This window comes from Kutzneria sp. NPDC051319, from assembly GCF_040682195.1.
Taxonomy (GTDB): domain Bacteria; phylum Actinomycetota; class Actinomycetes; order Mycobacteriales; family Pseudonocardiaceae; genus Kutzneria.
This window is the reverse complement of the sequence record NZ_JBFBAM010000011.1, coordinates 51,972-66,694: the sequence shown is the minus strand read 5'-3', so window position 1 is coordinate 66,694 and position 14,723 is coordinate 51,972. Positions and strand designations below refer to the sequence as shown.

Sequence of the window (14,723 nt, the reverse complement as noted above, 5' to 3'; positions counted from 1 at the left end):
TAGACCAATGCGTGCCGGCGGTGTCAATCAAGTGGTCCTGCCGTTGTCCACCAGATGCGCCGTTTGAGTGAAGATCTACATGGCCGTCTGCTCACCGGGCCGCGGATGCGACTAAGTTGTCTGACCGACCGCCGTCGAGTGGAGGCGTCATGAACATGGACGCACGTCCCGACGGCAGGCGTTGGATGGGTGTCGGCCAGTCCAGCACCACCGAACCGAGGACCGCAGCGGCTCAGGCCGCACGATCAGCCGTGACCGGGGCGGATCCCAAGCTGCTCATCGTCTTCTCGGCGATCACGTACGACCCGGCGCTGGTGCGCGCCGGCGTGCGGGACGTGGTCGGCCGGGACGTGCCGGTGATCGGCTGCACCACCCGCGGGGAGATCTGCAACGGCGGCGCCAACGACGGCACCGTCGTGGTGGCCGCGATCGGCGGCCCCGGCTTCGCCGTCACCACGGCCGCGGCCGAGGACGTGCGCGGCCGGCAGCGTGAGGCCGGGGTGGAACTGGGTCAGAGCGTGACCGAGATTCCGGGCCTGCCGCACCGAGTGCTGGTGCTGCTGACCGACGGGCTGGTCCGCGAGCAGGAGCAGATCGTGCGTGGCTGCTACAGCGTGCTCGGGGCCAGTGTGCCGCTGTTCGGCGGGTCCGGCGCCGACGGCTGGCGCATGAAGCAGGCGTACCTGCTGTGCGGGGACCGGGTGCTGACCAACGCGGTGGTGGCGGCCACGATCCACTCGGAGGCGCCGCTGTCGGTCGGCGTGCGGCACGGCTTCCGCACGGTCGGCGAGCCGATGATCGTCACCGGCAGCCAGGACGGGCGGATCCAGACCGTGGACGACCGGCCGGCCCTGGACGTGTACCTGGAGCGGCTGGGCGCGCCGCCGGAGGCCTACCTCGACAAGGAGGCGCTGATGCGGTTCGCGCTGCCGCGGCCGCTGGGCCTGCAGCGCCGCAACGGCGTCGACGCCCGCAACGTCAGCACGCAGATCGACCTGGAGGGCCGCTCGCTGGGCGGCGGCGGCAACTTCGACCACGGCGGCCTGGTGTGGGCCATGACCGGCGACGAGCAGTCCATCCTGGCCGCCACCGACGCGGCCTGCCAGGAGGCGCTGGCCGGCCTGGGCGGCCGGGAGCCGGTGGGGCTGTTGACCATCAGCTGCGCGGCGATCCGGGCCATCCTGGACGACGACGCGCTGCGGCGGGACAACGCCCGGCTGGCCAAGTGGGCCGAGCAGGCCCCGTTCGCCGGCTTCTACGCGTACGGCGAGATCGCCCGGGCCCGGGGCATCCACGGCTTCCACAACCAGACCCTCACCGTGCTGGCCCTCGGCTAGCGATGACGAGCATCGGGGGCGCTTACCACGACGGTCAGCAGCTGTTGGAGCTGCTGGCCGTGGTGTCGGAGTGCTCGGACGAGGAGTCGGCGGCCTACGCGGCCGTCGAGCGGGCCGCGCGGGCGTTGGACGCCGAGGTCGCAGCCGTGGTCATCGACGACGAGGTGGTCGCCGTCGTCGGCTTCCCGGCGGGCCGGGTGCCCGAGGACGACCTGGTGTCGGTGGCCAACCGCGAGCTCGACAACGTTGACGTGCCCGGGGTGGGCCGTTGCGCCGCCATCTCCGCCGACTGGGGCGGCGGGCGGCCCGGGCACCTGGTGCTGGCCCGGTGGAGCGACCACGGCTTCTCCGTGGAGGAGCGCAACATCGTGCGGGGCATGGCCCGGCTGCTGGAGCTGGCGTTGACCATGCTCCGCACGTTGCAGGCCGAGCACGAGATGCGGGAACGCAGCGACCGGCAGGCGGCCGAGAACGCCGAGCTGCTGGCGTCCCTGCAACAGCGGCAGCGGCTGCTGGAGCACCTGTTCGACGTGCAGCGGGCGATCTCGCGGCGGCGGCCGCTGCCCCAGGTGCTGGACATGATTGCCGCGGCGGCGCGGCAGCTGCTGGGCGACGGGGCCGTGGGGCTGTGGCTGCGGGACGACTCCGATCCGCAGCAGATCTCCCTGGTGGCCGGGGCCGGGCTGGCGATCGACACCGACCTGGAGACGCCGACCATGCCGCTGGCCGAGGCCGGCACCGTCGGCGCCGCGATCATGTCCGGCGGCGTCGTGGTGTGCGAGGACGACTCCACCGACGGCATCGCCTCCATGGCCGCCCCCGTGCACGACTCCGGCACGATCACCGGCGGCCTGGTGGTGATGGCCGAGCGGGAGGGCCGGGTCTACGCGCCGCCCGAGGTGCAGATGCTCCAGTCCTTCGCCGAGCACGTCAGCCTGGCGCTGACCGACGCCAACACCGTGGACCGGATGCACCAGGCCTTCCACGACTCCGTGACCGGGCTGGCCAGCCGCAGCCTGTTCCTGGACCGACTCTCGCACCAGCTGGAGCTCACCGGGCACGGCGGCACCCGGGTGGCCCTGCTGTTCATCGACCTGGACCGGTTCAAGGCCATCAACGACACCCTCGGCCACGCCGCCGGCGACACGCTGCTGACCATCACCGCCGACCGGATCGTGGCCCAGCTGCGGGACAGCGACGTCGCCGCCCGGTTCGGCGGCGACGAGTTCGCCGTGATGCTGCAGAACGTGTCCACGCCGGTCGACGCGGCCAAGGTGGCCGACCGCATCCTGCGCGGCCTGCACGAGCCGATGCGCATCGCCGGCCGGCAGTTGCAGGTCAACGCCTCCATCGGCATCGCGCTGAGCACCCACGGCATGACCGACCCGGCGGCGCTGGTGCGTCGCGCCGACATCGCCATGTACCGGGCCAAGCGCAACGGTCGCGGGCGCTACGACGTGTTCGCCGACGAGATGCTGCTGGCCTTCACCGACGGCGAGACCCAGCACTCGGTCTGACCCCGCCGCCGGCTCCGCACCCCGTCAGCCGTCGGAACGCTTGCGGTGCAGGCTGAACTTCTCGAACACCGACAGGTCGCCGTTGGGCTTGTTCACGTTGTAGTACGTGACGTGCATGGTCGTGGTGTCACCAGGGCGGCGGCCCGGGTCGACGGTGAACGCGGCGAAGCCGTAGGGGTGGTCGAAGTCGCGGACCGCGCTCCACACCGCCTCTTCCTTGACATAGGTCGAGGTCCGCTTGCCGTTGGAGCCGGGCGTGGCCGACACGGCGGTGATGACCTTGCCGGTGCCGTCCTTGAAGAAGGCGCCGTTGGTGTTGCCGGAGACGCCGCCACCGCCGAGGATCATGTGCACGGTGCCGTGCGTGGCGTCGATGTTGTCGGTGGCCGAGGACACCGGGTTCGGCGTGAGGGTCTCACTGCCGGACACCACGCCATGCACGGCAAGGGACCGCTCGTAGTCGTGCTCGTGCCCGCACAGCACCAGGTCCACGCCGTACTTGTCGAACAGCGGCCCGTAGAGCTGCCGCAGCCCGAGGTCGGCGCCGTTGGCGTCGGAGGTGCTGATCATCACCTGGTGCATGGCCACGACGATCCAGTCGATGTCACGGGACTTGCGCGCCGCCGCGAGCTCCTTCTCCAGCCACTTCAGCTGGCGGCCGCCGGAGTAGCCGTTGACGTAGACGTCGCCGCCGTCCTGCAGGCAGTTGTCGTCGTTCTGCAGCACGATCACCCGCACCGAGCCGGCCGTGAAGCCGTACCACAGGCCCTGGAGCTCGGCGTCGGTCTCGGTCGACGGCAGCTCGAAGTAGGCCTGGTAGGCGGCGAGGCCGATGGGGCCGTTCTGCTTCTCGATCTCGTGGTTGCCGGCGGCCGGCATCCACGGCCGGAACCGGGCCGAGCGGGTGTTGTTGGTGAAGAAGTTGTTCCAGGTGCGGACCCGGTCCACGTCCAGGTTGGCGTAGCACAGGTCGCCGTTGAGCAGGTGGAACAGCGGGGCCACGGTCTCGATGCCGGTGACGATGTCCTTGGTGGCCGGCGTGGAGTTGGCGTCGAGGCCGACCGTGCCGTTGGCCGCCCAGGTGACCTGCGGCGCGGACTGGTCGCCGAAGCTGGTGAAGGTGAAGGGCATCCGGCCCGACGGCGCGGTGCGGAAGGTGCCGGCGTCCGGCGTCGCCCCGTCGTGCTGCGCCGCGTACATGTACTGCGTGTTGGGGCGCAGGTGGTTGAGCTCCGCGTGGTGGATGTGGACGGTGCGACCGGAAGTGCCGTCCACATAGGTCTTGGTGTCGGCGTCGGCGCAGCCGCCGAACCCGCCCTCCAGCGTGCCGTAGACGACGCGCGGCTTGCGCACCGAGCCCTCGGTGATCCAGGAGACGACCATCTGGCGCGAGGGGTCCCGGCCGAACGTCAGGTGCAGGCCCTGCACGGGGGTGGCGCCGTTGCCGACGCTGGGCACGAACGCCGGGGTGGCGGCCTCGGCGGTGGTGGTGCCGAGCAGCGGGGCCGCGACGGCGGTCGCGCCGAACAGGCCCAGCGCTCCTCTTCGGCTGACGGTGCGCTTACTGGCGTCGGACATGCGGTTTTCTCCTCAGCTCGGGTCGCGCAGAACCTAGGCTGATGGAGCGTCCACGCCATGAACGCCATCTGTCCGCGCGGTGAATCACCCTGAGGGGCCGAACCTTTCCACCCTGATGTCCTCGGTCGGCACGCCGATGTCGAGCAGCAGCATGCTTGCCGCCTCGGCGAAAGCGGCCGATCCGCAGACGTAGCAGACAGCGCCGGGCGTGTAGAGGGGCAGCAGTTCCTGCGCGGTCAGCCGACCCTTGGCCCGGCCGCCGAAGTCCTCTCGGGTCACGGCGATCAGGGCGCCGGCGGCCGTGAGCTCGTTGGCGTAGGGCAGATCTTCGGCCGTGCGCACGGACGCCGCGACGCGAAAGTTGTCGGAATTGTGCCGCAGCATGGAAATCAGCGGCACCACGCCCGAGCCACCGCCGACACCCAGCGCCGGCGTCGCCCCGTTCCACGCGAACCAGCCGCCGATCGGCCCCCGGATCTCCAGCTCGTCGCCCGGCTCGACGACATCGGCCAGATAGGTCGAGACCTCGCCGTCCTCCAGGCGTTCCACGAACAGCTCCAGCAGCGGGGCGTCCGGGGCCGAGGCCACCGAGTACGAGCGCTGCGCCCGGTAGCCGTCCTCGGCGGTCAGCCGGACCACGTAGTGCTGGCCCGCCAGGTGGCGCACGCGGCCCGGCACGTCCAGGCACAGCGTGACGCTGTGCGGGGTGTCGTGCCGGACCTCGGCGACCTTGGCGTACCGCCAACCGCGCGGGTCAGTCACCCTGGTACCGCTGTTCCGTCCAGGGGTCGCCCAGGTCGTGGTAGCCGTTGCGCTCCCAGAAGCCCTGCTCGTCGTGGTCGAGCAGGGTCAGCTTGGTGATCCACTTCGCGCTCTTCCAGAAGTACAGGTGCGGCACCAGCAGCCGGACCGGGCCGCCGTGCTCGCGGTGCAGCGGCTTGCCCTCGTGCGTCCACACCAGCCACGCCTTGCCGTTGCGCAGGTGCTCCAGCGGCAGGTTGGTGGTGTAGCCCGTGGTCGACGTGGCCAGCACGTGCGTCGCCTCCGGCAGCGGCTCCACCTGGTCCAGCAGCAGGTCCACGCTGACGCCGCCGAACCGGGTGTCGAACTTCGACCACGTCGTCACGCAGTGGATGTCGCCCCGGTACTCCTCCTGCGGCAGCCGGTGCAGCTCGTCCCACGTCCACTTGCCGGGCTGCCGCACCAGGCCGTCGATCGCCATCGTCCAGCGCTCGGTCCGCACCGACGGCGTGACCTCCGCCGTCAGCACCGGGAAGTCCCGGCCGATGTCGTACTGTCCGGGCGGCAACCGCCGGTCCCTCGGGGCCCGGCGCTTGCCGACGAATCCCCGCGTCGGTCGACTCATGGCCGCAGTATGCCGGGCCGTTCCCGCGACCGGCTAGCCGAAGAACCTAGTCAGCTCGTCGACGACCAGGTCGGGGGCCTCCTCGGCGATGAAGTGGCCGGTGTCCGCGACCTCGACGATCCGCGCGTCGGTGGCGTAGTTGGTGATGCCGGGTTCCGTCCGGGCGCGCACCCAGGGGGCGACCAGGCCGAGGATGGGGGCGGTGACCTTCTCGTAGGTGCCGATGTCCTCGATGTCCTGTTCGAGGGCGCGGAACCAGCCGTTGCTGGCCCGAATCGCCGCGACGGTGTCGTACGCCTCGGCGTAGACGGCCCGATCCCGGTCGGTGATGGCGTCGCGCTGGACGGCGAGGCGGTCGATGATGTGGTCGACCAGGTGGCGGGCCCGGCCTTCGAGCAGCTGCTCGGGCAGCGCGTCGAGCTGGTTGAAGGCCCACCACCAAAGGGCCTTCGGGCCCAGCAGCGGCAGCCGGCGGAACGTCTCGTTGACGTGGGCGACGTCCAGCATCGACACCCGGCCGACGGTGTCCGGGTGGTTGGCGGCGAGGCTGAACGCCACCATGGCCCCGATGTCGTGCCCCACCACGTCCGCCCGTTCGTGCCCGAGGTGCCGGATCAGCTCGTGGATGTCCCGGGCCATGGTCTTCTTGTCGTAGCCGCTGTCGGGCTTGGCCGAGGCGCCCATGCCGCGCAGGTCGACGGCGATCACCTGGTGCCGCTCGGCCAGCCGCGGCAGCACCTTGTGGTACGCCCACCACGTCTCCGGCCATCCCGGCAGCAGCACCACCGGCTCGCCCTGCCCGCCGGTCACGTAGTGCAGCTCCGTGCCGTTCACCGCCGCATGCTCACTACGCAGCCCCAACTCCGCCGCGCGTTCCTGGTCACTCATCAGCACACCTTTCCAGATCGATCGTTCCAATATCAGCCCCCGCCGCCCCCACGTGAGTGGCTCATTTACGCTCAGAGGCCACCTGAGCCACTCATGTGAGTTCCGGTCGGGCACGTGAGTGGCTCAGGTGCGGCTATAGGCGAAATGAGCCACTCACGTAGAGCCAAAAAGCCGGGGGTCAGTCGAGTAGGGAGAGGGCCTGGGCGACGGCGTCGGTGATGCGACGCTCATCGGGATGGCGGGCCATCACCCGAATCCCCTGCATGAAGGTCACCAGGAAGCGGGCCAACGCCTGCGGATCCTTGTCCGCGGCCAGGTCACCGTCGTCCTGGGCCCGCACCAAGGCGCCGGCCAGCAGCGCCTGCAGGTTGTTGAAACCCCGGTCCACCAACGCCGCCGCGCCGTCCACGGCGGGATCCTCGACGGCGGTGTTGACCACGAGGCAGCCTTTGTGGTCGGGGTCGGAGACGGCCTGCCGGGCGATGGTCTCGAACACCTCCCGGACGGCGTTCAGCGGCCCGGGACCGGACAGCAGTTCCACGTACCAGCCGCCGAGTTCCTGGGCGTACCGCTGCAGGGCGCGCAGGTAGAGCTCGGGTTTGCTGCCGAAGGTGGCGTAGATGCTGGCCCGATTGACACCCAGGTGGTCGACCAGGTCCTGCATGGACGTGGCCTCGTAGCCCTGCCGCCAGAACAGGTCCAGCGCCGCCCGCAGGGCGACGTCGGGATCGAACTCCTTGGTTCTGGCCATGGCACGACAGTAGCGATACTGGAACGAGCAGTCAAGAAATAGTGCGGATCGGGGACAGGGTGATGGCCACGGCCTGGACGGTCAGGCCGGCGATGCCGATCCACAAGGCGGCGGGGATGCCCAGCCAGTCGGCCAGGAGGCCGCCGATCGGGGCCCCGAGCACGATGGCGCCGCGGTTGAGGGACCGCATGGTGGCGTTGGTCCGGCCCAGCAGTCGATCCGGGGTCACCGACTGGCGGTAGGCCATCTCCGGCGGGCCGTCGAGGCCGAGGCCGAAACCGAACGCGAACTGGGCGGCGCACAGCAGCACCAGACCGACGGTTCCGTGGCCCGACAACGGGATCAGCACGTACCCGATCGGCGTGAGCCAGTGGCCGACGACGATCGTCGGCCCGGCGCCCAGCACCCGACTGGCCCGGGTCGACAGCAGGGCGCCGAGCACTCCCCCGACGCCGCCGACGGTGGTGATCACGCCCAGCGCCACCGCATCGAAGCCCAGCGTCCGCAGGACATAGAACGACAGGACGGCGTTCACCATGGAGTTGAACACGAACCAGACGTGGGCGGTGTAGGCCATCGGGGCCAGCACGCGATGCCGGTACACCCATGCCAGGCCCTCCCGCAGCTCCCGCCCGAGGTGCCGCGACTCCGGCCGTTCGATGTGCTCGGCGACCTTCACCCGCGTCAGCAGCAGGCCGGACGCGAGATAGGACACCGCATCGAGCAGGATCGCCGTCGCCGGGCCGACCACCTGCACCAAGCCTCCGGCCAGTGCCGGGCCGACCATCTGCGCCGCCGCGTCGGTCTGCCCCAGCCGGGCGTTGGCCTCGGTCAGACGGCTCTTCGGCACCAGGCGCGGCAGGATCGACTGGTGCGCGGCGTCGTAGGCCAGCGACACCGTGCCGATCACCGCGATCAGCCCGATCAGCACCGGCATGCTCAGCCGGTCGAACGCCGCCAGCAGCGGGATCAGGCCCACCAGCCCGAACCGGATGAGGTCGGCGCCGACCAGCACCGGCTTGCGCCGGTAGCGGTCCGCCAGCACGCCGGCGACCAGCCCGAACAGCAGGTACGGCAGCCAGCGGGCGGCCTGCAGCAGGCCGCCCTCCGTGGTCGTCGCGTGCAGCACGTTCACGACCAGCGGCTGCAACGCCACCATCGTCACGTACGAGCCGGTCATGGAAACCGTGTCGGACGCCCAGAACAGCCGGAACCCGGACGACGCCAATAGCCGAGTGTCGCTCATGCAGCCAGGGCGTAGCCGAGGAACACCGCGCCCAGCCCGGCGATCAGGCTTATGAGCACGTTCATCGCCGCGTACACGTAGGCCTTCTGCTCGATCAGCCGCAGCGTCTCGTAGCTGAAGGTGCTGTACGTGGTCAGCGCGCCGCAGAAACCCGTGCCCACCAGGGCGGCCACCGCGCTGGGCAGCGAAGTCCCCAGCCCGGCCAGGAAGCCCAGCACGAGGCAGCCGACGACGTTCACCGTCATGGTGCCCCATGGGAAGACCGAGTCGTGCCGGATCTGCACGGACCGGTCGGTCAGATACCGCAGCGGGGCGCCGACCATCGCGCCCGCGAACACCAGAAGCAACGTCACCGGTTGTCCCCCGACAGTGCCCGGGTCAGTGCCACGCCGACTAGCACGGCCAGCACAGCCGCCGCCAACGTGCCGAACAGATAGGCCAGCGCCAGCGGGGCGTCCCCCGGCGTGAGCAGAGCCCGCGTTTCCACGGCATAGGTGGAAAATGTGGTGAAACCGCCCAGAACACCGACGCCGAGGAACGGTCGCAGCAGCGGCCGCTGTCCCCATCGGACCATCAGCACGCCGATGAGGAAGCACCCCGTCACGTTGATGAGAAAGGTGCCCCACGGGAAGTGCCCGGGCGTGGTGGGCAGCCACAGCGAGATGCCATACCGGGCCACCGCCCCGAGACCGCCGCCGAGCGCGATCACCGCCAGCACACCGCCGTGCGTGCGGGCCAGTTCACGTCGTTGCGCCGGGACATGGACATCGACGTCGGGGTCGACGGAATCCATGAACCTCCCCCCGTCGTTGCCGCTCAGCATAGCGACCGGCCGCCGTGGGTATCCGAGGCCCAAGGAGGTGCGTCATGCCACAGGCGTGGAGCAACAAACGCGAGCGGCAGTACCAGCACATCAAGGACTCGCAGAAGGAGCGCGGCAGCAGCACGAAGCGGGCCGAGGAGATCGCGGCCCGCACCGTGAACAAGAACCGGGCCCAGGAAGGCGAATCCCGCACCGCGAGCCGGTCGTCCACTCACGACGTGTCGCCGCAGCACCGTGGTGGCAAGCGTTCGCACTCCGGTGCCGGCGGGCCGACCCGGGACCAGCTCTACAACGAGGCCCGCCAGCGCAACATCAAGGGCCGCTCCAAGATGACCAAGAAGCAGCTGGCCAACGCCCTGGGCCGCTAGGTTCGGAAGGGACCATTCCTCCACTCGGAGTGGAGGAATGGTCCCTTCCGAACCGGTCAGCCGAGGTCGACGAGCGCCGACTGCACGGAGTCGCGGATGTCGAAGCCGCCGTCCAGCCCGGTGATCTCCAGCGGACGCAGCACCACCCGGCTGTCGGCGGCCAGGCGCAGGGTGAGGGAGGCCTGCCCGGCCTTCTCGTTCACGGTGGCCAGCAGGGCCAGGCCGGCCGAGGCGAGGAAGGTCAGCCCGGTCATGTCCACCACCAGGCCGGCCGGGCCGGCCTCGATGGCGTTGTCCAGCTCCAGGGCCGCCGCCGGCACCGTCTGCATGTCCAGCTCGCCGGCCAGGTGGACGACGGCGACGCCGCCGACCAGCTCGGTGTCGGCGGCGAAAGCGCCGGTGTTCTCGGGCACGGACTCTCCCCATGGTCGACTTCGCCGCAGGATACGGCACGGTCAGCTGTCGGCCCCCTCCCCCGGCCCCCTCTCGCCCAGGACCCGCTCGCCCAAAACCCTCTGCATCGTGTCGAGCAGCTCGTCGGCGTCCACCGGCTTGGTCACGTAGTCGCTGGCTCCGGAGGCCAGGCTCTTCTCCCGGTCGCCCTGCATGGCCTTGGCCGTCACGGCGATGATCGGCAGCCGCGCGTACTGCTGCATCGCCCGCACGGCCGCGGTCGTGGCGTAGCCGTCCATCTCCGGCATCATCACGTCCATCAGGATCAGGTCGATGCCGGAGTTGGCCAGCAGCACCTCGATGCCCTTGCGGCCGTTGGGGGCGTGCAGCACGGTCATGCCGTACGTCTCCAGCATGCCGCTGATGGCGAACACGTTGCGGACGTCGTCGTCGATGACCAGCACCTTGCGGCCACGCAGGCCGTCGTGCGCGTGCTCCTCGGTCGACAGCTGCTGCACGAGCCGCTCCCGCAGGGCGTCGATGCTGTCGACCAGCGCCACCGACCGGTTGCGCACGTGCGACTGGAGCAGCCGGTCCTGCGCGGGCGTGAGCGGCCGCGACAGATAGGCGAACACCGGCAGCGCCACCAGGTCGGGGTGGTTGGCCAGCCGCTTGAGGAACGTCAGCGACATGGCCTCGGGCAGGTTGAGGTCCACGACCACGGCCTGGTGGGCGGCGGCGAGCAGCGCCGCCACGGCCTCGTCGGGCGTGCCGGCCACCGTGACGTGCGGGTCGCCGAGGGTCAACGCGACCTGCCGGGCCAGCGCGGACAGCTGCTCGTTGCCGGATTCCAGCACCAGCACCCGCCGCCGCGAGTCCGGCGCCGCCGGCTCCAGGGCCGGCACCGGCTCGGCGACCTCGGGCTCGACCGGCAGGTGCAGGGTGAACGTGCTGCCGACACCGAGCTCGCTGTCCGCCTTGATCTCGCCGCCGAGCAGGTAGGCCACCTCGCGGCTGATGGACAGGCCGAGGCCGGTGCCGCCGTAGCGACGGCTGGTGGTGCCGTCGGCCTGCTGGAAGGCCCCGAAGATGGTCTCCAGGTTGTTCGGGGCGATGCCGATGCCGGTGTCCGACACCGCGAACTCCACGGTGTCCCCGTCCAGCCGCACGGCCAGGTTGACCCGGCCCGACTCGGTGAACTTGACCGCGTTGGACAGCAGGTTGCGCAGCACCTGCCGCAGTCGCGGCTCGTCGGTGTAGAGGGTCTCCGGCACGTCCGGCGCGACCTGCACGCCGAAGCCGAGGCCCTTCTCCACGGTCAGCGGCTGGAACGTGGCCCGCACGTACTCCAGCAGCTGCGGCAGCGGGAAGCGCTCCGGGTGGATGTCCATCTTGCCGGCCTCGACCTTGGACAGGTCCAGGATGTCGTCGATCAGCTGGAGCAGGTCGGTGCCGGCGGAGTGGATCACGTTGGCGAACTCGACCTGCTTGGCGGTGAGGTTGCGGGTCGGGTTCTGGGCCAGCAGCCGGGCCAGGATCAGCAGGCTGTTGAGCGGCGTGCGCAGCTCGTGGGACATGTTGGCCAGGAACTCGGACTTGTACTTGGAGGTCAGGGCCAGCTGCTGGGCCCGTTCCTCCAGCTCCTGCCGGGCCTGCTCGATCTCGAAGTTCTTGACCTCGATGTCGCGGTTCTGCCGGGCCAGCTCGGCGTTGGAGCGGCGCAGCTCGCCCTGCTGCTCCTGCAGCTGCTCGGAGCGGGCCCGCAGCTCCTGGGTCAGCCGCTGGGACTCGGCCAGCAGCGAGTCGGTGCGGGCGTTGGCGATGATCGTGTTCACGTTGACGCCGATGGTCTCCATCAGCTGCTCCAGGAAGTCCCGCTGGACCGGCGTGAAGCGGCCGAAGGAGGCCAGCTCGATCACGCCGAGGGCCTGGTCCTCGAACACGATGGGCAGCACGATCAGGCTGGCCCGGTTGGACGAGCCCAGGCTGGAGGCGATGCGCACGTAGTCGGTCGGCGTCTGGTCGACCACGATGGCCTTCTTGGTGCTGGCCACCTGCCCGACCAGCGACTGGCCCAGCCGGAACTCGGTCGGCAGCTCGTGCTGCTGCTCGCCGCCCAGCCGCAGCGTGCCGTAGCCGGCCACCAGCCGCAGGGCCACGCCCTCGTCGGTGGGCTCGGCCAGGAAGAACGTGCCGAGCTGGGCGTCGACCAGCGGGGTCAGCTCGTTCATGATCAGCTCGGCCACGATGCGCAGCTCGCGGTGGCCCTGCATCAGCCCGGAGAAGCGGGCCAGGTTGGTGTTGAGCCAGTCCTGGTCCTGGTTGGCCCGCGTCGTCTCGCGCAGCGACTGCACCATCGAGTTGATGTTGTCCTTGAGCTCGGCGAGCTCGCCCTGCGCCTCGCCCGTGATGGACCGGGTCAGGTCGCCGGTGGCCACCGCGCTGGTCACCTCGGCGATCGACCGCACCTGCCGGGTCAGGTTCAGCGCCAGCTCGTTGACGTTCTCGGTCAGCCGCTTCCAGGTGCCGGACACGCCCTCGACCTCGGCCTGCACGCCCAGCCGGCCCTCACGCCCGACCTCTCGGGCCACCCGTGTCGACTCAACGGCGAACGAGGACAGCGTGTCGACCATCGTGTTGATGGTGGTCTTGAGCTCGAGGATCTCGCCGCGCGCGTCGACGTCGATCTTCTTGGACATGTCGCCGCGGGCCACCGCCGTGGTCACCTGGGCGATGGACCGCACCTGGGAGGTCAGGTTGTCGGCCATCACGTTCACCGAGTCGGTGAGGTCCTTCCAGGTGCCGGACACGCCGGGCACCCGGGCCTGGCCGCCCAGCATGCCCTCGGTGCCGACCTCGCGGGCCACGCGGGTGACCTCGTCACCGAACGCCGACAGCGTGTCGACCATGGTGTTGATGGTGTCGGCCAGGCCGGCGATCTCGCCCTTGGCCTCGACCCGGATCCGCTTGGTCAGGTCGCCCTGGGCGACCGCGGTGGCCACCTGGGCGATCGACCGCACCTGGCCGGTCAGGTTGGACGCCATCACGTTGACGTTGTCGGTCAGGTCCTTCCAGGTGCCCGACACGCCTCGCACGATGGCCTGGCCGCCCAGGTCGCCCTGCGTGCCCACGTCGCGGGCCACTCGCGTGACCTCGTCGGCGAAGGCCGACAGCTGGTCGACCATCGTGTTGATGGTGTCCTTGAGCTCCAGGATCTCGCCGCGGGCGTCGACCCGGATCTTCTGCGTCAGGTCGCCGCGGGCCACCGCCGTGGTCACCTGGGCGATGGACCGCACCTGGTCGGTGAGGTTGCCGGCCATGACGTTCACCGAGTCGGTGAGGTCCTTCCAGGTGCCGGACACGCCCTTCACGTCGGCCTGGCCGCCCAGCTTGCCGTCGGTGCCGACCTCGCGGGCCACCCGGGTCACCTCGTCGGCGAACGAGGACAGCTGGTCGACCATGGTGTTCACCGTGTTCTTCAGGGCCAGCATCTCGCCCTTGACGTCCACGGTGATCTTCTGGGTCAGGTCGCCCTTGGCCACGGCCGTGGTGACCTGGGCGATCGACCGCACCTGAGAGGTCAGGTTGCCGGCCATGAAGTTCACCGAGGTGGTCAGCGCCCGCCATGTGCCGCCGACGCCGGGGACCTGGGCCTGACCCCCCAGGATGCCGTCGGTGCCGACCTCGCGGGCCACGCGGGTCACCTCGTCGGCGAAGGCCGACAGCTGGTCGACCATCGTGTTGATGGTGTTCTTCAGCTCCAGGATCTCGCCGCGGGCGTCGACGGTGATCTTCTGCGTCAGGTCGCCCTTGGCCACCGCCGTGGTCACCTGGGCGATGTTGCGCACCTGGTCGGTCAGGTTGCCGGCCATGAAGTTCACCGAGGTGGTCAGGTCGCGCCAGGTGCCGGCCACACCGGGCACCGTCGCCTGACCGCCCAGCCGTCCCTCGCTGCCCACCTCACGGGCCACGCGCGTGACCTCGTCGGCGAACGAGGACAGCTGGTCGACCATGGTGTTGATGGTGATCTTCAGGGCCAGCATCTCGCCCTTGACGTCCACGGTGATCTTCTGCGTCAGGTCGCCCTTGGCCACCGCGGTGGCCACCTCGGCGATGTCGCGGACCTGGCCGGTGAGGTTGCCGGCCATCGCGTTCACCGAGTCGGTCAGGTCCTTCCAGGTGCCCGACACGCCCGGCACCACGGCCTGGCCGCCGAGCTTGCCGTCGGTGCCGACCTCGCGGGCCACCCGGGTCACCTCGGACGTGAACAGCGACAGCTGGTCGACCATGCCGTTGAAGACGTCGGACATCTCGTCCATGAGCACGTCGTCGACCCGTGGCAGGCGCGTGCTGAAATCGCCGTCACGGACCGCCTTGAGGCCCTGGAGCAGCTGCTGCAGCCGCTCGTTCTGCACGGCCTTGCCCTCCACTGCCATTCACCGCTCCCGCCGTGTCG

Annotated in this window: 13 protein-coding genes; 3 read left to right on the top strand and 10 right to left on the bottom strand. The window is 70.2% G+C overall.

Annotated features, from left to right (window positions below; all coding sequences use genetic code 11):
- Positions 1–149 precede the first annotated feature (149 nt).
- Entirely contained in the window at positions 150–1,337 is a 1,188-nt protein-coding gene (locus tag AB0M73_RS13780) for an FIST N-terminal domain-containing protein (protein WP_363890823.1), read from the top strand.
- Positions 1,338–1,339: 2 nt separating this feature from the next.
- Positions 1,340–2,854, top strand: coding sequence for a sensor domain-containing diguanylate cyclase (locus AB0M73_RS13775; RefSeq protein ID WP_363890822.1), 1,515 nt, complete (start codon positions 1,340–1,342; stop codon positions 2,852–2,854).
- A gap of 24 nt (positions 2,855–2,878) precedes the next feature.
- On the opposite strand, the gene AB0M73_RS13770 is transcribed toward AB0M73_RS13775, so the two are convergent.
- From AB0M73_RS13770 to crcB (AB0M73_RS13735), 8 genes are all read right to left on the bottom strand, one after another.
- Positions 2,879–4,432, bottom strand: a complete 1,554-nt coding sequence (locus AB0M73_RS13770) for a metallophosphoesterase family protein (protein ID WP_363890820.1) — start codon at positions 4,430–4,432, stop codon at positions 2,879–2,881.
- A gap of 84 nt (positions 4,433–4,516) precedes the next feature.
- The gene (locus AB0M73_RS13765; RefSeq protein WP_363890819.1) at positions 4,517–5,194 is read right to left on the bottom strand and encodes an FAD-binding oxidoreductase; all 678 of its coding nucleotides are present in this window, start codon (positions 5,192–5,194) and stop codon (positions 4,517–4,519) included.
- Entirely contained in the window at positions 5,187–5,798 is a 612-nt protein-coding gene (locus AB0M73_RS13760; protein ID WP_043716190.1) for a sulfite oxidase-like oxidoreductase, read from the bottom strand. Before AB0M73_RS13760 ends, AB0M73_RS13765 begins: the two co-directional genes overlap by 8 nt.
- A 33-nt stretch (positions 5,799–5,831) precedes the next feature.
- The gene (locus tag AB0M73_RS13755; protein ID WP_363890818.1) at positions 5,832–6,686 is read right to left on the bottom strand and encodes an alpha/beta hydrolase; all 855 of its coding nucleotides are present in this window, start codon (positions 6,684–6,686) and stop codon (positions 5,832–5,834) included.
- Between the two features lie 178 nt (positions 6,687–6,864).
- A complete protein-coding gene (locus AB0M73_RS13750; protein WP_363890816.1) occupies positions 6,865–7,437 on the bottom strand; it encodes a TetR/AcrR family transcriptional regulator in 573 nt (190 codons plus the stop codon).
- Positions 7,438–7,468: 31 nt separating this feature from the next.
- Positions 7,469–8,683 carry an MFS transporter gene (locus AB0M73_RS13745; RefSeq protein WP_363890815.1) on the bottom strand — a complete coding sequence of 405 codons (1,215 nt, stop codon included), beginning with the start codon at positions 8,681–8,683 and terminating at the stop codon, positions 7,469–7,471.
- Positions 8,680–9,036: a fluoride efflux transporter CrcB gene (gene crcB, locus AB0M73_RS13740; protein ID WP_363890814.1), complete on the bottom strand. Its 357-nt coding sequence runs from the start codon at positions 9,034–9,036 to the stop codon at positions 8,680–8,682. Before crcB (AB0M73_RS13740) ends, AB0M73_RS13745 begins: the two co-directional genes overlap by 4 nt.
- Positions 9,033–9,476 (bottom strand): fluoride efflux transporter CrcB, encoded by a 444-nt coding sequence (gene crcB / locus AB0M73_RS13735; protein ID WP_363890812.1) that lies wholly within the window; start codon positions 9,474–9,476, stop codon positions 9,033–9,035. Before crcB (AB0M73_RS13735) ends, crcB (AB0M73_RS13740) begins: the two co-directional genes overlap by 4 nt.
- Before the next feature lie 74 nt (positions 9,477–9,550).
- On the opposite strand from crcB (AB0M73_RS13735), the gene AB0M73_RS13730 reads away from it, so the two are divergent.
- Positions 9,551–9,874, top strand: coding sequence for a plasmid stabilization protein (locus AB0M73_RS13730; RefSeq protein WP_363890811.1), 324 nt, complete (start codon positions 9,551–9,553; stop codon positions 9,872–9,874).
- A gap of 56 nt (positions 9,875–9,930) precedes the next feature.
- On the opposite strand, the gene AB0M73_RS13725 is transcribed toward AB0M73_RS13730, so the two are convergent.
- Both AB0M73_RS13725 and AB0M73_RS13720 read right to left on the bottom strand, forming a co-directional pair.
- Positions 9,931–10,287: an STAS domain-containing protein gene (locus AB0M73_RS13725; RefSeq protein WP_052394221.1), complete on the bottom strand. Its 357-nt coding sequence runs from the start codon at positions 10,285–10,287 to the stop codon at positions 9,931–9,933.
- 42 nt (positions 10,288–10,329) lie between these two features.
- Entirely contained in the window at positions 10,330–14,703 is a 4,374-nt protein-coding gene (locus AB0M73_RS13720) for a HAMP domain-containing protein (RefSeq protein ID WP_363890810.1), read from the bottom strand.
- Between the last annotated feature and the right edge of the window lie 20 nt (positions 14,704–14,723).

Excerpts from the sequence above, each read along its gene's own strand:
- crcB (WP_363890812.1), bottom strand. The coding sequence starts at position 9,476 with ATGGATTCCGTCGACCCCGACGTCGATGTCCATGTCCCGGCGCAACGA.
- AB0M73_RS13750 (WP_363890816.1), bottom strand. The coding sequence starts at position 7,437 with ATGGCCAGAACCAAGGAGTTCGATCCCGACGTCGCCCTGCGGGCGGCG.
- AB0M73_RS13780 (WP_363890823.1), top strand. The coding sequence starts at position 150 with ATGAACATGGACGCACGTCCCGACGGCAGGCGTTGGATGGGTGTCGGC.
- AB0M73_RS13755 (WP_363890818.1), bottom strand. The coding sequence starts at position 6,686 with ATGAGTGACCAGGAACGCGCGGCGGAGTTGGGGCTGCGTAGTGAGCAT.
- AB0M73_RS13745 (WP_363890815.1), bottom strand. The coding sequence starts at position 8,683 with ATGAGCGACACTCGGCTATTGGCGTCGTCCGGGTTCCGGCTGTTCTGG.
- AB0M73_RS13770 (WP_363890820.1), bottom strand. The coding sequence starts at position 4,432 with ATGTCCGACGCCAGTAAGCGCACCGTCAGCCGAAGAGGAGCGCTGGGC.
- AB0M73_RS13720 (WP_363890810.1), bottom strand. The coding sequence starts at position 14,703 with ATGGCAGTGGAGGGCAAGGCCGTGCAGAACGAGCGGCTGCAGCAGCTG.
- AB0M73_RS13775 (WP_363890822.1), top strand. The coding sequence starts at position 1,340 with ATGACGAGCATCGGGGGCGCTTACCACGACGGTCAGCAGCTGTTGGAG.
- AB0M73_RS13730 (WP_363890811.1), top strand. The coding sequence starts at position 9,551 with ATGCCACAGGCGTGGAGCAACAAACGCGAGCGGCAGTACCAGCACATC.
- AB0M73_RS13760 (WP_043716190.1), bottom strand. The coding sequence starts at position 5,798 with ATGAGTCGACCGACGCGGGGATTCGTCGGCAAGCGCCGGGCCCCGAGG.